This is a genomic window from Blautia sp. HA9023 (genome assembly GCF_056504095.1).
Genome location: NZ_JBWLUR010000009.1, coordinates 170,520 through 192,534, shown reverse-complemented (window position 1 = coordinate 192,534; position 22,015 = coordinate 170,520). Strand labels below are relative to the sequence as shown.

Sequence of the window (22,015 nt, the reverse complement as noted above, 5' to 3'; positions counted from 1 at the left end):
TGCAAAGCGGATATCTCTCTTCCGCTTCGGCTGTACGCTCATGAACGCAGGAAACAGCAGGAGTGTTTTACCCCTGCCTGTTTTCTGTTTGTGGTTGAATATATGTTTTACAAGTCGATCATAACTGTCCGTGTGCCTCGCGCTCGGTAAGCTCCTGCATGATCGCCGGATACATTTTGTCAAGCTTATATCCGAAAAGCGTTACAATGATCACTGCTGCAATGAGGATCGGTCCGAATTTATAAAGAGAAACGATCATCTCCAGTGCTGTTTCCGGCTGTGCAGTTATTCCTGCAGATGAGCTTACATATCCGGAGCTGCTTAACAGTCCTGTGATCATTGCTGATGCAAGACCTGCACCAACTTTTGTTCCGATGGAACCGCCTGCAAAGATCAGGCTTTCCTGACGGATGTGGTTTTTCCACTGTCCAAACTCAACTACATCACCAACCATACTGAATACAACTGCATTTAACGGTGCAAGTCCGATCGCACGTGTAACACAGCTCATTACCATGAAGCCGAAGCTGTATGGGTTCAAGAAAAACAGAAGCTGTCCGCCAAGTGCAACAAATCCGCCGATAAATGCGATGTTTCTTTTTCCGAATTTCTTGATCAACGGTGAGCAGACGAAGATTCCCACTACCAGCACCAGTGTTTCTGTAAGGAACAGTGCACTGTACATCCATGTATCATTGTTGAAGATATATTTGCAGTAGTACGGAAGAATAGTTCCTGTGATCGTAAAGGATACACTCTGTACTGTCCACAGAATCATTACTGCCCAGAAATACTGATTTGTGAAAAGTGCCTTCAGCATTGTCGGAACCGGAAGCTTCTCATCTTTCTTTCTTGCTTCGATTTGAACCTTCTCCTCACATTTGAAGAAGCAGAGAAGCAGAAGTGCAAGTGCAAGCACTGCCCATACGCTCATAACCTTGATCCATGCAGCCTGATCATTTCCAAGAAGCTTTACAAGCGGCAGTGTACAGGTTGCAGCAACGATCTTTCCGATAGGAGAGAGTCCCATTCTCAAAACACTGAGTTTATCTCTCTCAGATGATTCACGGATCATCATTGATGAAAGACTTCCATATGGAAGATTGATCGCTGTATAGCATATGGTCGTACAGAAGTTATAAGTTACAAAGAGATACAGAAACTGAAGCATCCCTGTTGTATGCGGCACTGTGAAAAGCAGCACTGCTGACAGCGCAAACGGAATGCTCATCCACAGAAGCCAGGGTCTTGATTTTCCCCATTTGGAATTGGTCCTCTCTACAATAACACCCATGACCAGATCGGAAAATCCGTCAAAGCATCTGGAAAGTAACATTACCAGTCCTACTGTTGCTGCGCTGATCCCTACATAATCTGTGTAAAACAGCGTCAGCAGTGTTCCGATCATTCCGAACACGATATTACATCCTACATCTCCTCCAGCATAACACAGCCCTGTTGATACCGAAAGTTTTTTCTTCTTCTCCATCTTATTATCCCGCCCTTTCATTTCTTTTCGTTTTTGCTTTCGACTTCCTTTTGATGATTCTATTTTATCGAAAATACGGGATTATCAAAGTGTGAGAAATTTTAGTTTTTTCGGTATTATTTTTGCCTGACTGTTAAATCTGTGCCAAAGTTTTTCTGGTTCAGATTTCTCTGCATTCTGTTTTTGTCCTATTTTTATGTTTTGTGTTTTATTTTTGGATAAATTCTCTCTGATTCATGTCTGTGTACTTTATGAAGAAGAATATTTATCTTCTTTTATGTATGCATCAATATTTTCCGTGGTAAGCACCTGGGAATCCAGGATCTCATCCTCTCCGGTTCTCTTTCCTTCCAGATCGTTCACAATATACCGGATGGTTTCGTAACCAATCTGATAACCGGACTGGGCACCCAGGGCCACGATACGTCCATCCTGAACTGCTTTCAGAGCATCTTCCTGAGCATCTACGGAAACAATGGAGATTTCCCTCCCTTCCGTTGCCTCCGCAAGTCCCAGGGCCGTCACAGCACTGGTGGTCATGATCCCGTCAAGATCCGGATACTTCTTGAGGATCTCATCCACATCTTTCTGAGAAACCTGCATATTGCTGTAACCGTTTCGCACCATTTCAATGGTGATCCCGGGTTCTTTTTCCATATATTTTTCAAATCCGTTAACACGCATCCGATGCCCTGCCTGATTAAAATCACCGGCGATCACACCAATCTTTCCCTTATAATCCAGGGCCCTGGCAAGCTGCTCGCCAAGCTCATAACCCAGTTTTTCATTGTCAATTCCGATATAAGGTACATCTGCATCTTCTATGGGGGTATCGCAAGCGTACACGGAAATACCTTTTTCCTTCGCCTGCTGCACATACTCTTCGCATTCATAAGAATCAATTGGGGAAACCGCCAGCGCCTGGATATCTGTTTTCAGAAGATCCCTGATCATATTTTTCTGGACTTTTTCCTCTGTCTCAGAATCCGGAGACAGGATCACCACATCCGCATGATATTTTTCCGCCGCATCTTCCATTCCGTCACAGACGGACAGCCAGTATTCACTGCTTTTGGATTTTGTGACAACACCGATGGTTACCTTTTCCTCTTCTGTTTTCTTTGCTGAGGGCCCGCATCCGGAAAGGCTGCAAAAACTTAAAACTGCCGCCAGAATACAGATATATTTTTTTCTCACGAAGGATATGCCTCCCTTTCTTTTGCAGCTGCCGCTGTTTTTACTACGGAAAAAAAGACTCCGGAGCCTTTTTCTCCGGTCCGGAGTCTTTTCTTATCTGGCATTTCGGATTTACATGTGCATTTTACCAGAGTTTTCTGTAGATTTCTTTCACTTCTTCTTCGGTTACGTCACGCATGGTATTCTGCGGGCTTCCGCTGTCCATAGCGTCATGTGCCATTTTATCAATTACATTGAAGAATTCTTCTTTGTTGATTCCGAACTGCTCCAGAGTCGGAGTATCCAGTTCATTTACAAGTGCCTCTACTGCTTTCAGGAATTTCTCAGCTGCTTCCTGATCGGAATCGGAGGCATCTGCAACACCGATATCGCGGCCAAGGGCACCAAATCTGTCATATGCTCCAGGAAGCGCAAAGGTAAGGCACTCTTTCAGAAGCATGGCATTGGAAAGTCCGTGTGCTACATGGAACAGTGCTCCGATCGGACGGCTCATTCCGTGGATAATGGTAACAGATGCATTGTTGAATGCGATTCCTGCCTCAAGAGCAGCTACAGACATCTGTACACGGGCTTCTTCGTTCTTTCCGTCTTTGTATGCAACTGGAAGATATTTAAAGATCCTCTTTACTGCAGATACTGCAAAAGTATCAGAAAGTGTCTGTGCTTTTCTGGATGTATAAGCTTCCACACAGTGACAAAGTGCATCAAGGCCTGTTGCTGCTGTGATCTTTGGAGGTGCAGTCATAGTAAACTGCGGGTCGATAATGGCAAAATCCGGCATGAGAACTTTGCCTTTAAGAAGCATCTTGATGTCTTTTTTAGTATCTGTGATGATAGTGAACTGTGTTGCCTCAGATCCCGTTCCTGCTGTAGTAGGGATTGCTGCCATTGGCGGCATCTTTACATCGATCACTTTTCCCATGTAATCGGAAATGCTTCCGCCATTTACTACCAGTGATCCGATAGCTTTCATGGAGTCAATGGGGCTTCCGCCTCCCAAAGCTACCAGGAAGTCACAGTTCTCATCTTTATAGATCTGTAAGCCTTTTTCAATCATGGTATCTGTCGGCTCACCACAGATGTCAGAATAAATGCTGTATGCAATGCCCTGATTTGTCAGCGCCTTCTCAACTTTTGCACAGTTTCCCAGGTCGATCATTACTTTATCGGTTACGATCAGAGCTTTTTTACCAAGGAGTTTCAGTGCGTTTTCCGCCATATCCAGTGCTCCGGAACCGGAAATAATTTCTCCAGGTACAATAAATTCTCTTGCCATTGTCAAAATCTCCCTTCAGTCAGTACAATTTCTTTCATAATAGCAGCAGATTCGCTGCTGTCCGTTTTTTGGGACAGCAACGGTTTCTCCTCGTTCTGCTGCCGGTTATTTACGTGTCAGTATTCGTTTTACCAGATTCCTAGAATTCAGCATCATGAAGCCAGGTATATCTCTCATCCTCGCAACGGTCTGTCTGCAGCCACGGATTTCCATCGATGTGACGGATCATCCAGCATGTGTACATCTGATATCCAGGTGCAACTGCCTGCGGATGAAGCTCTCCTCCGGGAATTGCGGAAAAGCTCTCATCTGTGCTCTTGAATACCTGATCTCCTACAAAGCTTGCTCCGAATCCTTCCGGATGATCGAATTTGAAGAAGTATGTCTCCGGCTGTAGATGTCTGTGTGGCAGATATCCGGACCAGTTTCCTCTGTCGTTGAGAACCTCACCAAGTACCATGTTGGACTCCGGTGAAATGTCATGATCGAAGATGGTGTTTACCCTTCTCTTTGCAACATTTCCGAATTTGCCCACACAGGAATATCCCCACGGAGCATCTTCCGGTTTATAAAGTTTTGCACCGAAATCTTTTTCATTCTTTGTGCACTGAACAAGGATCTGTGACTCTGCATTTGCCACAACTGTGATCTCTGTTCCTGTGCATCCGTGAACGCACCATGGTCCTTCTGTGAACACATCTTTTCTTGTTGCTGTCGCCTCGTTTCCGTTCCATTTATAAGTAATGTTTCCGGAGAGAAGGAGAACTGCTGTCTCCTCACCCTCTCTTAAAAATGTTCTTGTCTCTCCTGCTTTCATACGGTAAACACGGATGTCCATCATCATGGCCTTGTACTCATTATCGTATGTTGTAAGAATCTTTTCGCCTTTTTCGTCATATTCCGGATAACCAAATACTTTACTCATTTTCTTACCTCCCAGATTAGTACAGTCTTGCCTCTTCACGGCCTTTCATAACTCCCTCGCAGGCCTTTCTTACGCTTTCTTTCTCAGATGTTGTTGCAATTCCTACATCCCACCAGGACTCATATCCGTCTGTCATGGTCTTCGGGATAACTTTCAGATCAAAGAGGCATGCAACATCCTGTTTCTTGGCATCTTCCAGAGCGTCAACAAGCTCCTGGATGGTGCGGCAGGTATAAGTCTTCAGGCCATAGCCTTCGCCGACTTTTGCATAATCTACAGGGATCAGGTCTCCGGTCGGTTTCTTACCGTCAGTGTAACGGAACTCTGTTGCAAGGCTTCCGATTCCGTGGTTCATCTCAAGGTTATTGATGCAGCCAAATCCACAGTTATCAAATACCATGATGTTAACTTTCTGTCTCTCCTGCATGATGGTCATGATCTCACTGTGGAGCATCTGGAAGCTGGAGTCACCAACTACGCAGTATACTTCGTTGTCCGGCTCTGCGAATTTTACGCCAAGGGTAGCGGCAACTTCGTATCCCATGCAGGAATATCCGTACTCTGCATGATATCCGCCACGTTTGTCTGTTCTCCACATACGCTGCATACAGCTTGGAAGAGAGCCGCCTGCTGTGATGATGGTTGCATCTTTGTCGATGGTTCTGTTGATTGCTACAAGTGCTGCTGTCTGTGTGATCTTTCCGTTTGTAAGTTTTACATACTCCGGAATGGTACGTGGATCTCTTGCCTTGATCAACGGCTCAAAGTCATCTCCTGTGTACTCGATGCTTCCCAGACGCTCCATCTCTTTATCCCATGCAGCTTTTGCTTTCTCGATCTCATCTGTGTATGTGGATTTATATTCTCTTGCACGAAGTTTCTCTGCAAGTGCTTCTACGGTAACTTTTGCATCGCCCACTGCTTTTACCGCATCCATCTTGTATGCGTGGAATCTGCAGTTGTTGATGCTTACGAACTGAACATCCTCGTTCTGGAACAGATGCTTGGAACTTGTTGTAAAGTCAGACATTCTGGAACCGATGGAGATTACCACGTCGGCGTCTTTACCGATGATGTTGGAAGCATAGGTTCCTGTTACACCGATACCGCCAAGGCAGTATGGATTGCTGGACTGGCAGGCGCTCTTTCCGGCCTGTGTCTCACCAAAGGGGATCTTGAACTCCTCACAGAATTTCTCAACGGTTTCTCCTGCTTCTGAATAACGGACACCACCACCAACAATAACCAGTGGTTTCTTGGCTCCTGCGATGATTTCTGCCACATCCTCAAGCTCTTCGTCTACTGCAACCGGTCTTGTGATTCTGTGTACTCTTTTCTTGAAGAAGTACTCCGGGAAGTCAAAGGACTCGCCCTCAACATCCTGGCAGAGTGCGATACAGCATGCACCTGTCTCAGCCGGATCTGTAAGAACTCTCATTGCGTTGATAAGAGCTGTCATAACCATCTCCGGTCTTGTGATCCTATCCCAGTATTTGCAGACTGGTTTGAATGCATCGTTTGTACTGATGGCAAGACTGCTGCTCTGCTCCAGCTGCTGAAGAACCGGGTCAGGCTGACGGGATGCAAAAGTATCTGCCGGGAATACAAGAAGCGGAATGTTGTTTACTGTAGCTGTCGCACATGCGGTTACCATGTTTGCGGCTCCAGGTCCGATGGAAGAAGCGCATGCGATAATTTTCTTACGGTTGCTCTGTTTTGCAAAAGCGGTTGCAACGTGGCACATGCCCTGCTCGTTTCTTCCCTGAAGAACCTTTAACTGGCCCGGGTTGGTATCCAGTGCCTCACCAAGTCCTACGGCAATACCGTGTCCGAAGATCGTGAAAAAGCCTTCTACAAATTTTGTCTCCACTCCGTCCATGGAAACGTACTGATTATCCAGGAATTTTACAATTGCTTGTGCAGTTGTCATTCTTACTGTCTTTGCCATTTTTTCCACTCCTTTTCTTTATACTCTTGCGATCATTTCGCCGAATTTTTCTTTTTCTTCTTTAATGAATGCGTGAACTTCATCTGGTCCCGGAAGGGAGTCGGAGCAGTTGTTGCTCTTAACCATCATGGATGCCTCTGCGGAACCAAACTCCAGACAGTCGATGATCTCCCATCCCTGATACAGTCCATACAGGAATCCGGAGCCGTATCCGTCACCGCCGCCGAAGCCTTTTCTTGCCTCAACCGGGAATGGCTTGATGCTGAATTTCTGTCCGTCGATGGTGTATGCTGTGGAACCTTTCATACCATGTTTGATCACAACGATCTTTGCATTCTTTGACTGCCAGTAAGCTGCACTCTCCTCATCGGTCATGCCTTCTTTGATCAGCTTCTCTGTAAGGTCGAACTCTTCTCTGGAGCCCATAATGATGTCGGCTTCCTTGGCTACGATGGAATAGTAGATGGAAATCTCATCTGCGTTCTTCCAGTTGTATTCTCTGTAATCGATATCAAAGATGATCTTTGTATTTACTTTCTTTGCAAGCATAACTGCTTTGATGGCTGCTTCCCTGGACGGACTCTCTGCAAGAGCTGTTCCTGAAATGAGGATCGCTTTTGCGTTTTTGATGTAGTCCTCATGGATATCATCTACATGAAGCTGCAGGTCTGCGATGCGGTTACGATACATGAGGATGCTGCTTTCCTTCGGAGAAAGCATCTCGGTAAAGGTAAGTCCCAGTTTCTCTCCGTTTGTGCACTTTGTGATCTGTGAGGTATCGATTCCTCTCTCATTGAAATAATCCACTACATACTCACCGAACTGATCGTCAGAAACCTTTCCGATGAATCCTGCTTTCAGGCCATGTTTGGTAACACCTACAGCGATGTTTGCAGGAGATCCTCCTACAAATTTCTCAAACATATGTACTTTCTTCAGGGGTTTGAACTCTTCTTTCACCTGATCGTTGTAAGCAGGGTTGAAATCAATGGCAACTCTTCCAAGGAGTACCAGGTCCATTGGTCTGGATTCATCAAATTCGATATACTTCATGATCTTACCTCCGTTTGTTTGATGGTTTATTTTTTACTTCTTTTTTGTGTGCTTTTTTGTTTTGCGTGCTTTTATTCCTTTTTAGCGTGCTTTCTTGTGTGTTCCTTATGGTGTTAATATAGCACTCTTTTTCAAATTGAGCAAGTACTTCTTTCCATTTTCTTTGTTTTCTGTTATTCTGTACAATTTCTGTGGTTTTATTTTGTTGAAAGTGGCTATTGTTGTTACGTGCTTTTACGTGCTTTAGATTTTAGCACGCATACAGCACGCTTTCAAAGTACACATTCCCCATAGCACACAACAGGGCAGGTCCTTTCCATGCAAAAAAAGCCTGCAGGTTTCTGCAGACTTTTCTTATTTTTCCGTGTGATCTTTCGCCAGATGGCCCGATCACAGATTATATTTGGTTTTGATCTTGATATCTGTAAAAAGGAATTCCCGTTCCGGTTCCTGTCCCTTGGTCAGGATATCTGCCAGGATCCTGGGCGGTTCATAGCCCTGGACATATCCGTTTTGATCGATGAGGAAATCCACGGAATCATTTTTCAGTGCTTTTTCATTCTTCGGTGTCTGATCATAGATCACAACATACGGACGGCGGTCCAACCTGAGCTTATCAAACGCTTTTCCCACTCCAGCCTGGCCGCCGGATACCACCAGGATCCCGCTGATCCCGGACGTGCTCATCATGGCATTCTCGATAATATGCTCCACTTCCGACGCCTCGTCAAAACTTCCGTGAACCCCGGCGATCTCCAGATGCGGAAACGCTTTCTTGGCTTCTTCCACAAACCCATCCACACGCTGATTGTCAACATGGTTGCTGAAATATCCGGTAATGATCAGGATCTTTCCGCTTCCTCTTGTCATCATTCCTAAGAGACCCGCTGCGGTACGTCCGCTCTTACGGTTATCCATTCCCACAAAGCAGGCTCTTCTTGTTCCTACAATATCCGAGTTAAAGGTTACCACAGGAATATTCTTCTCTTCAATGAGAGCATTCAGTTTCTCCCGGACAGCCTCACTGTCCACCGGCATCACCGCAAGGCCACGGATTCCTTCCTGTTCCAGTTCTTCAATGGCCTGAAGCTGTTCGTCCTCATCAACGGAAAGGCCTTCTTTCAGGATCAGCTGGATTCCTTTTTCTTTCAGTTCCTGGGAAGCTTTCTCAATACCACGGTTTACTTCCTGCATAAAAGAGGATCTGGCAAGCTGTGTCACCACTCCGATCTTCAGTCTTTCGTCTTTAGCTGTTCTGGAACGTTTCCGTTCTTTCTGTACATATCCCATCTCGTCCGCCAGACGACAGATCTTCTCTGCCACCTCCGGATTGATCCGTCCTCTGTGGTTTAATGCCCGATCTACGGTTCCTCTGGAAACCCCTGCCCGTTCTGCAATCTGCTGTATCGTTACCGCCATAAATCCTTCTCCTGCTTCTGCCTTACTGTATCACTGCCGTTCTCTGTCCGACAATGATCATTCTATATACATTTATATATTTTTTTCGAAAATGTGTCAATATGTAAGCCGTATTATCCATGAACAGATATTTTAACCTCATCCCCGGACAGCCATATGATATGCTTCCTTATAGGACATCCCCGTTTTTTTACAGAGCTTTTTTACACTTTCGTATTCCGGGTAAAAATATTCCTTTCCATCAAAAGTGCAGACTTTTACTTCTACCTCCCCCAGAGGGGTTGTAACCGTTCTTTTTTCCCGTTTCAGAATGGTTCTCTCCATCTCCTGACGGCGGATCCCGATGGTCGTCGTTTCTCTGAAAATAATCTGCTCCATTGCCGGAATCTGCTCTTTTTTGCAGAGAACGGTAAGCAGCCATGCCGGGCGGTTTTTTTTCATAAATACCGGCATGTAATTGGCTTCTCTGGCTCCTGCCCCATACAGGCATTCCATAACATAACCCAGGGTTTCTCCTGTACAGTCATCAATGTTAGATTCCAGCTTCACGATGGTGTCTGTTTCCGTGGAGACATCCGTTCCTGAATCATCCCCGGATTTCCGGATCAGCATGGCACGGAGGATTCCCGGACATTCGTACTGGCGCTTGCCGGCTCCGATGCCGATCTTTTCCACGGTAAAATCTTCCGGCAGTTTTTCTGATGTAAGGAATGCTGCCACAATGGCTGCTCCGGTAGGCGTTACCAGCTCGCCCTGTACCGGCGTAATATGCAGTTTCAGATGATGGGCACTTACAATGTTGCTGACTGCAGGCACCGGAACCGGAAGGATTCCATGCTGGCAGCGAATGGTTCCGCTTCCCTCACAGAGTCTTGGAACGATCACTTCCTCCACATCCAGATCATCCATGCAGATTGCAACTGAAAGAATATCCACAATGGAATCCACTGCCCCCACTTCATGGAAATGCACCTGATCTTCCGGTACATTATGGGCTTTCGCCTCTGCATGGGCCAGGATGGTGAAGATTTTTTTCGCATAGGATCTCGCACGGTCTGTCATATCTGCATGGTCGATGATCTCCATGATTTCATTAAGGCCGCGGTGTTCGTGGTGGTGATGACCGTGGTTGGAATGCATCGTTTCTGTATGTGTATGACTGTTTACATGAGCTTCCTGCACACGATGTTCATGAAAATGGGTATGCTCATACACATCCAGGGTGTCATGACCATGTTCATGATGATGTCCTTCATGGCCGTGAGAATTCCCATGATGTCCGTGCAGATATTCCATATCATGATCGTGATTCTCATGTTCCTGATCAAGAAGCACATCAAAATCACAGGCGTCGATCCCGGATTTTACCACTCGGCTGATCTTTATATCGAAGCCTTTTACCGGAAGGCTTTTAAGCGCTCGCTCCAGCTTTTCTCTGTCTGCACCCAGATCAAGAAGTGCCGCAACGGTCATATCTCCACTGATCCCGGAGGTACACTCCAGATATAATTTGTTTTTCATCTATTTTCCCTCCGCAAGCCGATTGATCTGGGTTGCCAGATATCCGGCTCCAAATCCGTTGTCAATGTTTACTACCGCAATTCCGTTGGCACAGGAATTGATCATGGTCAGAAGTGCTGACAGCCCATGGAAGCTGGCTCCATATCCTACAGAAGTAGGTACTGCGATCACCGGGCGTTTCACAAGTCCCCCCATCACGCTTGCCAGCGCTCCCTCCATTCCGGCTACCGCAACCACACAGTTGGCCTCCTGGATGGTATCCAATCTGGAAAAAAGCCTGTGCATACCACTGACCCCCACATCATAGATCCGTTCCACGTGGGTACCGAAATACTCTGCTGTCTGGGCTGCTTCCTCCGCAACGGAAATATCTGCAGTTCCGGCTGTACACACTGCAATTTTTCCAATATGTTCTTTTTCTTTTTCAATCTTCAAAATTCCGGAAACCGGATCATAAACCACCTGAGGAAGGATGCTCTTTACCAGTTCATACTGATGCCTGGACGCCCTTGTTCCAAACACTTCTCCGTCTTCCTCATAAAGTTTCTGGTAAATATTCAAAAGATGTTCATCTGCTTTTCTTGCACAGTAAACCACTTCCGCAAAACCGGTCCGTTCTTTTCGGGTAGTATCCAGCTTCGCATAATCCATTTCCTCATATCCTTCTTTTTTCAGAAGGTTCTCTGCATGCTCCACAGAGAGCCGGCCATTCTTTACTTCTTCAAGAATCTGCTGTAATGTCATTTTTTACTTCCCTGTTCTTCCATAGTATAATAACACAATAGCCAGACATTTGCATTATTTCCGCAAATTGTCTGGCTATCGCCATTTTTCGGGCATCTGCCTGAAGTTTTCCTGTTTCTGTTAATCGATCATTTTCTCATACTGCTCGGAAATCTCATCAATGTCACCATATGCGATCAGTTTTCCTTTTTCAAGGATCATCGCTTTGTTGCAGAGGCGCTGTACCTGCTGCAGAGAATGTGAGACAAACAAAACGGTGACGCCTTTGTCGAACATACTGAGAACTTTTTTCTCACTCTTTTTCCGGAATTTGGCATCTCCTACGGAAAGTACCTCATCCAGGATCAGGATATCCGGTGATACCAGTGTTGCGATGGAAAATCCAAGTCTTGCTTTCATACCGGAAGAATAGTTCTTGATCGGTACATCAATGAATTCCTTCAACTCTGAAAATTCAACAATCTCATCAAATTTCTCTTCAATGAAACTCTTGGAATATCCAAGCATTGCTCCGTAAAGATAAATATTCTCACGTCCGGTATACTGTGGATCAAAGCCGGCTCCAAGTTCAAGAAGAGGAACCAGTCTTCCGTTTTTGATAACTTTACCTTCCGTAGGTTTGAATACACCTGCGATCACTTTAAGCAGAGTACTTTTTCCAGCTCCGTTCAGTCCCAGGATACCAACACGGTCTCCCTTCTGCACCTCAAAATTCACATTCTGAAGAGCCCAGAATTCATTATATTTAATTTCTTTTTTTATGAATTTAATCAGATAGTCTTTCAGGTTATCGACCTTTTCTTTACTGAGATTAAATTTCATACTTACATTGTCTACTACAACTGCCGGTTTTCCCATTTTTCTCTCCTGTAAATCCGCAATTATATATAAAGTATAAAGTCATCCTGCTTCTTTTTGAAACAGATCATTCCAACTACGATTGCAACCAGACTGAATATAAGCGCATAAGCAAAATAGTGCATATTCATCATCTCGCCAAACATGGCTGAACGGAAAATACTGATAATACAATACAGCGGATTAAATTTCAGTATCCATGCAAATCCACTCTTTAAAAGTCTGGAAGGATAGTAAAAGATCGCACAGGTATACATAATGATCATCAGTGCTACTGACCAAAGATATTCCATATCCCTGAAAAATACTCCGATCGTCGCAAGAATCATTCCACATCCATAAGAAAGCAGAAGAACCAGGATCAGTGCGATTGGGATCTGCAGCATATAAATTGTAGGCTGGATTCCCTGTACGACTGCAACGATAGCCAGCACGATCAGTGAGATCAGAAAAATTACATAATTATAAAGTACGCTTGACAGCGGATAAATATACTTCGGCACATAAACTTTCTTGATCATCGCCGCATTCGCCCGGACTGATTTCAGTGCGCGTGTCGTCGAACTTGAATAGTAGCTGTACAGCAGACGGCCTGTCAGGATATATACAGGGAATGTCTTGTCTTTGTTTCCAAACAGAGTACCGAATACGATCGTCAGTACCATCATGGTAAGAAGAGGTTCCAACAGGGACCATATAATACCAAGATAAGAACGTCTGTACTTCAGTTTGATTCCTTTTTTTACAAGTTCTCTCAGAAGAAACCTGTAATGCATAAAAGTATTTACGTATTCTTTCATAGCATCTCCAATATTCAATTTTTTTCTTTGTTCACATGGCTGTTAAACATAATATACCATTTTTACAATTCTGGCAACCTTATTTTTTTCCAAAAAAATGCGTCTGAACACATCTTTTTAAAAAAAGCTCAAAAACCGGGGCCGATACAGAAGAAATTCTGTTCCGGCCCCGGTGTACTCCTGGCTGATTTTATATGAAAGGTCTGTTATCTCTTAATATTGAATGCCTTAAATCCCGGGTATACCGCTGCATCCCCAAGCTCTTCTTCAATTCGGAGAAGCTGATTGTATTTTGCAACACGCTCACTTCTGGACGGCGCTCCGGTCTTGATCTGGCAGGTATTTAATGCTACCGCAAGATCTGCAATAGTTGTATCTTCTGTCTCACCGGAACGATGAGATGAGATTGCAGTATAGCCTGCTTTATGTGCCATTTTGATTGCTTCCAGAGTCTCGGATACAGAGCCGATCTGATTCAGTTTGATCAGGATGGAATTTCCGCATCCAAGGCTGATACCTTTTTCAAGGCGCTCGGTATTTGTAACAAACAGGTCATCACCTACGAGCTGTACTTTTCCACCCAGCTCTTTTGTCATGATCTGCCATCCTTCCCAGTCTTCCTCGTCAAGGCCGTCCTCGATGGAGTAGATCGGGTATTTCTCGATCAGGTTCTTCCAGTGCTCAACAAGCTCTGAAGATGTAAATTTCTTTCCACATTTCGGAAGGACATACTCACCCTTCTGGCTTCCTTTCCACTCACTGGATGCAGCATCCATAGCAAGTACAAAATCTTTTCCAGGCTCATAGCCCGCTTTCTTTACTGCCTCGAGAATGTACTCGATGGCTTCTTCATCGCTTCCAAGATCCGGTGCGAAACCACCTTCATCACCAACACTCGTTGCAAGGCCTTTTTCTTTCAGAAGTGCCGCAAGTGCATGAAATACCTCTGTGCACCAGCGAAGTCCCTCTTTGAAGCTCGGCGCTCCTGCAGGCATGATCATAAATTCCTGAACATCTACGGTATTTGCGGCATGTGCCCCACCATTTAAAATATTCATCATCGGAACCGGAAGTCTGTTTCCATTCACACCGCCAAGGAATCTGTAAAGCGGAATGTCAAGGGAAATCGCCGCTGCACGTGCGCATGCAATAGACACCGCAAGAATGGCATTTGCACCAAGTTTGGATTTATCTTTTGTTCCATCTGCCCTGATCATGGCAGCATCCACTGCATAAATGTCAGATGCATCCATTCCTGTCAGTGCATCGTTAATTACAGTATTGATATTTTCAACGGCTTTGGAAACACCCTTTCCTCCGAAACGGGCCTTATCCTGATCTCTCAGCTCAAGTGCTTCGAACTCTCCTGTGGATGCACCACTTGGTGCTGCTCCTCTTCCTATCGTTCCATCTGCCAGATAAACCTCTGCCTCTACGGCCGGATTTCCTCTTGAATCAATGATCTCTCTTCCAATGACTTTCTCGATCTCTAAATATTCCATTTGATATTTATCCTCCTGTCTGGCCTTTCGCCCTGTCCGTAAACTTTGCCCGGGCCGCGTTTTGTCAGGGGATACGGCCCGTCACAATTATTTACGCAATAGTTAGAACCTGCTAACCATTTATAAGTTTACTATACCTAACTTTTGTGGTCAAGAGGGGTTACTGTCATTTTTTTCTCAATTACTTATTTAATCGAATCAAGAAAGTCCCCTGCTGAGTTACGAATGTCCGCCCGACTATTTCGTCAATATTTTCAGAATATTTAACAGAAATGCGAGAATTTTACGTATTGACAAGGCTTTGCAGATTATGATAATATAATCGCCGAAATAAAAACTGAATATGGTTTATGGCAAAATCCTGTCATATATTGGAAACGCACATTCTCCTGAATGATTAACGAACAACACATGCTTTACGGTTTTACATTATCACTTAATCATTTTAAAGGAGGATTTTTTATGCCAAAAAACAAATTTCAGGAAGTCATCTTTACTATCATCATGGTATTTTTCATGGTTTACGCCATGATCTGTTACAACATTGTACTGAATACCGGAGCAATGACAAACAGCGTGTTCCTCTCCGCTTTTCGCGAGCTGACTTTTATGGGACCGATCGCCTTTGTCCTTGATTTCTTCCTTGTATCCAAACTTGCCTTTGCCTGCGCGAACCGCATGGTAAATTTTCGTAACTGTCATCCATTCAGTATGATTCTTGCAATTTCTGTTGCCTCTGTTGCCTTTATGTGTCCGCTGATGAGCTTTTTTGCAACTCTTTTCTTTAAACATGCAGGAAATCAGTTTATCGCAGTCTGGCTTCAGACAACTTTTATGAACTTTCCTGTTGCATTTTTCTGGCAGCTGATCTATGCAGGCCCGATCGTACGTTTTATTTTCAGACATATCTTTCCTGAGAAAGAGGATTCAAAAGAAACCGCACCAAATATGTAAAGGTCAGGCGGATACTCTCAATCCGCATTCACTGCGCAGCTCCAACTCGAATAAATGCTTCGCAGTTTATCCAGTAAAAAAGCACATTGCCATGGTTAAACCACACCCCAAAGTCAGACGTTTGGGTGACGCTTTACTCCATGCAATGTGCTTTTTTATACTATACTTTTATATACTATATTTTTTACGTGGCTCTTTTTGATCTGATCTTCTGATCTCTCAGGCTGTTTTCTTTAATTCCGGCATCTTAAAGATCTTCACGATCAGCGGGATCACCATAATGATCCACACAATAGGTTCTGCCACGATCACACCGGTATATCCCAAAAGCGGTACCAGCGTCACCGCGATCACTACTTTTCCGATCATCTCCAGTGCACTGGAAACAAGAGGGATCACCGTTTCTCCCAATCCCTGCATGGCATTTCGAAGGACACTGATCACAGCCGTTACGAAATAAAAAACCGTATCAAATTTAAGATAATTCGTTGCATTGAGGATCACAGTCTCGTTCCGGCTTCCTGTAACCAGATATATCAGCTGTTTTCCAATAGTAAAACTGAAGATCACTGTCATCACAGACCAGATACAGGTATACAGAACTGCCAGGCCGATTCCATGGCGCACGCGGTCCATCCGCCCTGCCCCGGCATTCTGCCCGCAGAAGATCGCCATCGTCTGCCCAAACACACCAAACATGATCATAAACATCTCCGTGATCTTGCGGGCCGCTGTATGGGCCACGATGATATCTCTTCCCAGACGGTTGATGGAAGTCTGCAGCGCCAGAGTACCAAGATTTACAAGAGAACTTACAAATCCCATGGACAAGCCGGAACTCAGCATATTTTTCATCATATTTCTGTCCAATCCTGTAAAATCCTCTTTTTTCAGCCGGAGGATCTCATATCTGCGGATCATATAAAACCAGCATACAAGAAACGCCAAAGTCTGTGAGAGTACTGTGGCAATGGCTGCTCCCTGTACGCCTGCTTTTATCACCAGGATAAAGAACAGATCTCCTGCGATATTTAAAGTCACAGACACCGCCAAGATCACAAGCGGTGTCACCGTATCTCCCAACGCACGCAGCGATGCCGCACAGGTATCATAAAGAAATGTTGTCAGCATGCCTGCGATAATAATAAAAATATATGCTCTGGCAGTTCCCACCAGACGATCCGGCACATTTAAAAATCCCAGGATCGGATGAAGAAACAAAAGTCCCAGAACGGTCAGGGCCAGAGAGATCACACTGCCCATCAAAAGAGACAATGCAAACGATTTTCTCACTTCCTCTCGATTTCCGGCGCCAAATTTCTGTGCAGTTACTATGGCAAACCCATTTGCAAGGCCCATCAGAAATCCGATGATCAGGCCGCTCAAAGGACTGGTAGCCCCTACAGCTGCCAGCGCATCTTCTTTCAGAAAACTTCCCACAATCCTGGTATCTGCCAGGCTGTACGTCAGCTGCAGAAGATTTCCCAGAAATACAGGAAGTGCAAAGGACAGGATCAGCGTGGAAGGTTTCCCCTTTGTCAGATCTTTCATGTCAGGCCTCCCTCAGTCAATGATATCATTCTGAAAACGAGAAAGATGCTCATAGGGAAGGATCATTCTTCCGCGAAACAGTCCACAGCCGTCATTGATCAGGCTGTTGTTTACCGCACCAAACATATTGACATCCAGTTTTGCCAGATCCAGTCCGAGAAGCCGCATTCCACGTTCGTAAGCTTCATCAAAATAGATGCATTCTCCCTCCGGAATGGTATCTCTTCTTCTGCGCTCACTTTCCTGTTTTTTCTCATAACTTAAATGGTTCGCGGATCCAATCTCTGCCACATCATCCATGTCCTTTGTACGCAGCTGTACTTCCATATAACTTCTGGAGCTGTTATCATAAAAAGTAATATGCAGAGACTGATAATCTTCCTCGCTGTTGTTGCAGATATAATCCCGGTAATAAGGTTTTGCTTCCTCGCTTAACAGTGGAGAGGTACTTTCCTGCACGCCTCTGGCCGGCTCTGCGGTAAATCCTCTTTCTTCCAGAAATCCCGGAAGTACATTGGCGATCTCATAAAGATACCGAAGTTCTTCTTCTCTGACATTCTCGCCGTTTTTAAGATGGCATCTCGGCATGGCGATAACGATCCTGTAGGCAATAAAATCCCGGAAGCAGCTTAAGCGCTCTTTGATCTGGGATACGGAAGGATATTTCCCATGCTCTTTATAGTAATCATAGATAAATTCTACTACATATCCATTAAATTTCTCTTCCGCACGGATCAGAGATTTGATCCTTCCCTTGAAGGTAAATGCCAGAAACGGGTATTCCCCTGCCATATATTTATAAAATTCCCGGATCTTCTGGGACTGGGCAGTAAGGAAATCGTTATGTTCCAGAAGTTCCTGGATCTGGATCAGGAAATTACAGTGTACCAGATCGATCTCGTTGCGTTTTTCTTTTGCTTCTGTCCGCAGATCCCGGATATATTTTTTCAGTATCCGAAGAAGGGTATCTCCGGAATACAGGTAATCATTCAATGTTATCATTTGTGTTTCTCTTTTCTTAAAATTTCCTTCTTTCCAGGATTACATATTTACCACTACTTTTTCAACCAGTTTCTGGAAAGACTCCGCTATACGGTCTGCTGTCTCCTGCACTTCTTCATGGTTCAGCGCTTCTTTTGAAATCCCTGCTGCCATATTTGTGATACAGGAAATTCCGCAGACTTCCATTCCCATATGACGGGCTGCCATAGCTTCACATGCGGTACTCATTCCGACAGCATCACCGCCCCAGCGCTGAGCAAGTCTTATCTCTGCCGGGGTCTCATAGTTAGGTCCTGTAAACTGCACATAAACCCCTTCCTTCAGTTCAATTCCACATTCTGCAGCGCATTTTCGAATCACATCCTGAAGGGATCGGCTGTATACTTCGCTCATATCCGGAAATCTGGTTCCAAGTTCATCAATATTAGGGCCGATCAGAGGACTTGGAACTGCCGTTGTAATGTGATCCGTGATCATCATAAGATCGCCGGGATGGAAGGATGGATTGGCGCCTCCGGCCGCATTGGTGAGAAGAAGTTTTTTTGCCCCAAGAAGCCCCATCAGACGTGTCGGAAGAACTACGTCAGACATTGGATATCCTTCATAATAATGAACCCGGCCCTGCATGATCACAACCGGTGTTTTCTCTACATAACCAAATACAAAACGTCCTTTGTGCCCTTTTACTGTCGATACCGGAAATCCTTCGATATCTGTATATTTAATGATCTGTTCGATCTGGATCCTCTCTGCAAAGTCGCCAAGTCCAGATCCCAGAACCAATGCGATTTCCGGTTTAAAATCTGTTTTCTCTCTTACACTTTCCAGACATGTCATTAATTTCTGATACATAGTTTCCGCTTCCCTTCTTATCTTAATACCGTCAGAACCATATTGCAAAAATCCCCTGCTTTTTTCTGTACTTTTTGTTCTTAACTCTGTTATATATCATATTTATATGATAATTCCGTCACAGTGATCAATCTCATGCTGAATGATCTGTGCTGTCCAGCCAGAATATTTCTGGCGTTGTTTATGGAATGAAATATCCTGAAATTCCACTTCTATGTTTTCATATCGGGTAGTCTTTCGCACACCGTCAAGAGAAAGACATCCCTCCTCTGTCTCGTATGCTCTGGACTTTTTCACTATCACCGGATTCAGCATTGCCACATTGATAAATCCCATATTTACAGCAATGATTCTTTTATTTACTCCAATCATATTGGCAGCCATCCCCACGCATCCTGCTTCGTTGGCTTTCAGTGTATCCAGAAGGTCCTGTACTATCTGTTTATCTTCCTTTGTGGCAGGCTGCGCTTTCTGTCTCAGAAAAAAAATATCTCTCATTATCGGTCTGACCATGATTTTACTCCTGTTTTCTGTTTTATTTTAATTTTCTGTTGAAAAAATCGATGATCCAGTTCCATGTTTCATCCTGGAAAAACTGAAGATCCGCATGATCTGCTCCGTCCAGCGTCAGCAAAGTTACATCACAGCCCTGCGCTTCCAGGAGATTATATAATGTTTTTGACTGCACATAGGGCACTGTCCGATCACAGTTTCCATGGATGATCAAAAATGGCGGCGCATCCTTCGTTACTTTGGATACAGGACTGCAGTTATACGCCTTTTCTCTGTTTCGTTTGGAATTAAAGCCCAGAAGGAGGGACTCTGCGGAAGAAGCACATTGTTCTGCGGATTCGCACGGAAACGCAGAAAGATCTGTGGGCGGATACCAGGGGCAGGCTGCCTGTACTTCGCTGGATTCTTCCAGATATTCTCCTACATCCAGGGCCGGATCATGATCCAGCGCAGCCATACATGTAAGATATCCTCCGGCGGATTCTCCCATAACTCCCATCTGCTCTTTGTTGATACGGAACCGGTCTGCATGCGCTTTCAGATAACGGATCGCTGCCTTTACATCCTGCAAAGGCATTGGATATGGCCCCTGATTGGAAGTGCGGTACTCCACACTTGCCACTACAAATCCGCCTGATGCCAGCCTGCTGAGATAAAGATTATGCGCCGACTTATCCATCATCAGCCAGGCCCCTCCGCAGATCCAGAGAATACATGGATAAGTTCTGCCATCCTGTGCCTCCGGATAGATAATATCCAGTTTCAGGTCTCTTCTGCAATGTCCAAACCAGGAGTCCACCTGTGCATAAGTCACATCATTTACCGTAATATACTGCGGTTTTTCTATTTCCAGTTTCAGTGTGTGCTTTTCTGCTTTTGCCATAGTATTTCCCCCTTTTTTGATCGTTATATTCTGTCTTTGAAATATCTTTTATTTTATCACAGTACCGGGAATTGTGCCTTTATTTTTTCATTCGATATTCCATTTCATTCCATTTTTCGTCACCCAGTACAGAAGCTGAGATTCCAATATATTCAAATCCCATTCTCCGGTACATCTCTACTTTTTCATCTACGCAGGTAAGAACCGCACGTTCTCTCCCTCTTTTCTGCTCACGGTCAAGATAACGCATCATCAGTTCTCTTGCAAGGCCCTGTCCACGGTATTTCGGGAGGACCTCAAGCCCCAGAAGCATATTATTTTTCCCATCAGGATCACAAAGATCTGCATTGGTAAAAAATTTATCCTGGAAAGCCTCCTCACTGGTCGTAAATCCTGTGAGATATCCTGCCAGCTTTCCGTTTTTCCGGTCAACTGCCACAAGGAACAGCTCCGGAATTTTTTCTACACGGTCTATAACATCCGCTCTGCTTATTGCCTCTGCCGGTGGAAAACAGATCTGCTCAATTTCCGCTGCCTGTTCTGCTTCCTCCCTGTGTATAGAACGGAATTCATATTTCTCTGAAAGTCTCATAATTCTTCTCCTTTGATTTTTCTCATCCATATATAGAATAACATTTTTCCGGAGAAAAACCCATCTTTTATTGTAAGCCTTATCGCAGGATCTCATCAATAGTTGAAACAGTACTGAAAGATCCTTTATTCCTGGAAATAATTTCTTTCACTTTCTGCAGTTCAAAGTAATTCACATAACAGATCAGTGTTTTATTTTCCCCCGCGATCACACCGGAAGAATTGATAATAGTACAGGTCTTATTCAGTTCTTCTTTAATATCGCAAATAATTGAATCTGGATCTTTTGTGATGATGGTCACCTGTTTCAATGCCTCAAAATGATCTGTGAAATGATCGATGATGGAAGTTGACACGATGTACACCAGAAGACTTAAAAGTGCGGAATCTCTGTCAAGAAGTACAAACACCGCCCCATATACACAGGCATTGAACGCAATTAATATGTAGGAAATACTGTAGTCTTTTCCCGAATGATTGTAGATTTTTTTTACAATGATATTGGCAAAAATCTCAGAGCCGTCAATGCAGCCACCATTTCGAAGGATCAGGGAAAGTCCCACACCAAGAATCGCCCCTCCGAAAGCCACCGCAATAAAATGTTCTGTATTTAGTTCAAAAGGGATTTTTTCAAAGTAGGAAAGACCTATTGTGTAGATCACAAAACCTACGAACGTTTTTGCAAAGAAATATTTACCGATAAGAATGATCCCGGCGATCAGAAATGGCAGAAAGACAAGCAACACACACAACGACAGATTATACCCAGTGAGTTTGCTTATGATAATGGCAATTCCGGCAGTTCCGTAATCGATGGCATCATTGGGAAGCAGGATACAGGCAACGGAAAAGCTGGCCAGTATGGCTCCGATAATGATCATCAGATACGAAAACAATGTTTTGATTTTTTTGTTCATAAAGACCTCCTTTTTGCAAG

At 44.4% G+C, this 22,015-nt stretch carries 20 protein-coding genes; 1 reads left to right on the top strand and 19 read right to left on the bottom strand.

Going from position 1 to position 22,015, the window contains the following annotated elements:
- Positions 1-118: 118 nt before the first annotated feature.
- The 12 genes from AC04Q6_RS14655 to eno all read right to left on the bottom strand — a co-directional run bounded on the left by AC04Q6_RS14655 (position 119) and on the right by eno (position 14,732).
- Positions 119-1,489, bottom strand: a complete 1,371-nt coding sequence (locus AC04Q6_RS14655) for an MFS transporter (protein WP_021976604.1) — start codon at positions 1,487-1,489, stop codon at positions 119-121.
- Between the two features lie 249 nt (positions 1,490-1,738).
- Positions 1,739-2,686, bottom strand: a complete 948-nt coding sequence (locus AC04Q6_RS14650) for a sugar ABC transporter substrate-binding protein (RefSeq protein WP_244832609.1) — start codon at positions 2,684-2,686, stop codon at positions 1,739-1,741.
- A gap of 124 nt (positions 2,687-2,810) precedes the next feature.
- Positions 2,811-3,962 (bottom strand): iron-containing alcohol dehydrogenase, encoded by a 1,152-nt coding sequence (locus tag AC04Q6_RS14645; RefSeq protein WP_244832611.1) that lies wholly within the window; start codon positions 3,960-3,962, stop codon positions 2,811-2,813.
- Between the two features lie 139 nt (positions 3,963-4,101).
- Positions 4,102-4,887 (bottom strand): 5-deoxy-glucuronate isomerase, encoded by a 786-nt coding sequence (locus AC04Q6_RS14640; RefSeq protein WP_244832613.1) that lies wholly within the window; start codon positions 4,885-4,887, stop codon positions 4,102-4,104.
- Positions 4,888-4,903: 16 nt separating this feature from the next.
- On the bottom strand, positions 4,904-6,835 hold the full coding sequence (gene iolD, locus AC04Q6_RS14635; protein ID WP_244832614.1) for a 3D-(3,5/4)-trihydroxycyclohexane-1,2-dione acylhydrolase (decyclizing): 1,932 nt from the start codon (positions 6,833-6,835) through the stop codon (positions 4,904-4,906).
- A gap of 18 nt (positions 6,836-6,853) precedes the next feature.
- On the bottom strand, positions 6,854-7,888 hold the full coding sequence (iolC, locus tag AC04Q6_RS14630) for a 5-dehydro-2-deoxygluconokinase (RefSeq protein ID WP_021976609.1): 1,035 nt from the start codon (positions 7,886-7,888) through the stop codon (positions 6,854-6,856).
- 390 nt (positions 7,889-8,278) lie between these two features.
- Complete coding sequence (locus AC04Q6_RS14625) at positions 8,279-9,307, bottom strand: LacI family DNA-binding transcriptional regulator (protein WP_021976610.1); 1,029 nt, start codon at positions 9,305-9,307, stop codon at positions 8,279-8,281.
- A gap of 138 nt (positions 9,308-9,445) precedes the next feature.
- Positions 9,446-10,828, bottom strand: coding sequence for a nickel pincer cofactor biosynthesis protein LarC (gene larC / locus AC04Q6_RS14620; protein ID WP_021976611.1), 1,383 nt, complete (start codon positions 10,826-10,828; stop codon positions 9,446-9,448).
- Positions 10,829-11,572: a nickel pincer cofactor biosynthesis protein LarB gene (larB, locus tag AC04Q6_RS14615; protein ID WP_215706627.1), complete on the bottom strand. Its 744-nt coding sequence runs from the start codon at positions 11,570-11,572 to the stop codon at positions 10,829-10,831. It abuts the gene before it with no gap.
- A 120-nt stretch (positions 11,573-11,692) separates the two neighbouring features.
- Positions 11,693-12,430 (bottom strand): ABC transporter ATP-binding protein, encoded by a 738-nt coding sequence (locus AC04Q6_RS14610; RefSeq protein ID WP_021976613.1) that lies wholly within the window; start codon positions 12,428-12,430, stop codon positions 11,693-11,695.
- 23 nt (positions 12,431-12,453) lie between these two features.
- Positions 12,454-13,230, bottom strand: coding sequence for an ABC transporter permease (locus tag AC04Q6_RS14605; protein WP_021976614.1), 777 nt, complete (start codon positions 13,228-13,230; stop codon positions 12,454-12,456).
- Positions 13,231-13,436: 206 nt separating this feature from the next.
- Complete coding sequence (eno, locus tag AC04Q6_RS14600; RefSeq protein WP_476389757.1) at positions 13,437-14,732, bottom strand: phosphopyruvate hydratase; 1,296 nt, start codon at positions 14,730-14,732, stop codon at positions 13,437-13,439.
- 462 nt (positions 14,733-15,194) lie between these two features.
- On the opposite strand from eno, the gene AC04Q6_RS14595 reads away from it, so the two are divergent.
- Positions 15,195-15,686, top strand: coding sequence for a DUF2798 domain-containing protein (locus AC04Q6_RS14595; protein WP_021976616.1), 492 nt, complete (start codon positions 15,195-15,197; stop codon positions 15,684-15,686).
- Positions 15,687-15,905: 219 nt separating this feature from the next.
- Here the strand turns inward: AC04Q6_RS14595 and AC04Q6_RS14590 are convergent, their stop codons facing one another.
- The 7 genes from AC04Q6_RS14590 to AC04Q6_RS14560 all read right to left on the bottom strand — a co-directional run bounded on the left by AC04Q6_RS14590 (position 15,906) and on the right by AC04Q6_RS14560 (position 21,995).
- The gene (locus tag AC04Q6_RS14590) at positions 15,906-17,237 is read right to left on the bottom strand and encodes an MATE family efflux transporter (protein ID WP_021976617.1); all 1,332 of its coding nucleotides are present in this window, start codon (positions 17,235-17,237) and stop codon (positions 15,906-15,908) included.
- 12 nt (positions 17,238-17,249) lie between these two features.
- On the bottom strand, positions 17,250-18,239 hold the full coding sequence (locus AC04Q6_RS14585; protein ID WP_021976618.1) for a nucleotidyltransferase family protein: 990 nt from the start codon (positions 18,237-18,239) through the stop codon (positions 17,250-17,252).
- A 39-nt stretch (positions 18,240-18,278) separates the two neighbouring features.
- Positions 18,279-19,091 carry a purine-nucleoside phosphorylase gene (locus AC04Q6_RS14580; protein ID WP_118063095.1) on the bottom strand — a complete coding sequence of 271 codons (813 nt, stop codon included), beginning with the start codon at positions 19,089-19,091 and terminating at the stop codon, positions 18,279-18,281.
- Between the two features lie 102 nt (positions 19,092-19,193).
- Positions 19,194-19,604, bottom strand: a complete 411-nt coding sequence (locus AC04Q6_RS14575) for a peptide deformylase (RefSeq protein ID WP_244832615.1) — start codon at positions 19,602-19,604, stop codon at positions 19,194-19,196.
- A gap of 22 nt (positions 19,605-19,626) precedes the next feature.
- Positions 19,627-20,487 (bottom strand): alpha/beta hydrolase, encoded by an 861-nt coding sequence (locus AC04Q6_RS14570; protein WP_118063097.1) that lies wholly within the window; start codon positions 20,485-20,487, stop codon positions 19,627-19,629.
- A gap of 79 nt (positions 20,488-20,566) precedes the next feature.
- Positions 20,567-21,079, bottom strand: a complete 513-nt coding sequence (locus AC04Q6_RS14565) for a GNAT family N-acetyltransferase (RefSeq protein WP_118063099.1) — start codon at positions 21,077-21,079, stop codon at positions 20,567-20,569.
- A 79-nt stretch (positions 21,080-21,158) separates the two neighbouring features.
- On the bottom strand, positions 21,159-21,995 hold the full coding sequence (locus AC04Q6_RS14560; protein WP_174087644.1) for a YitT family protein: 837 nt from the start codon (positions 21,993-21,995) through the stop codon (positions 21,159-21,161).
- Between the last annotated feature and the right edge of the window lie 20 nt (positions 21,996-22,015).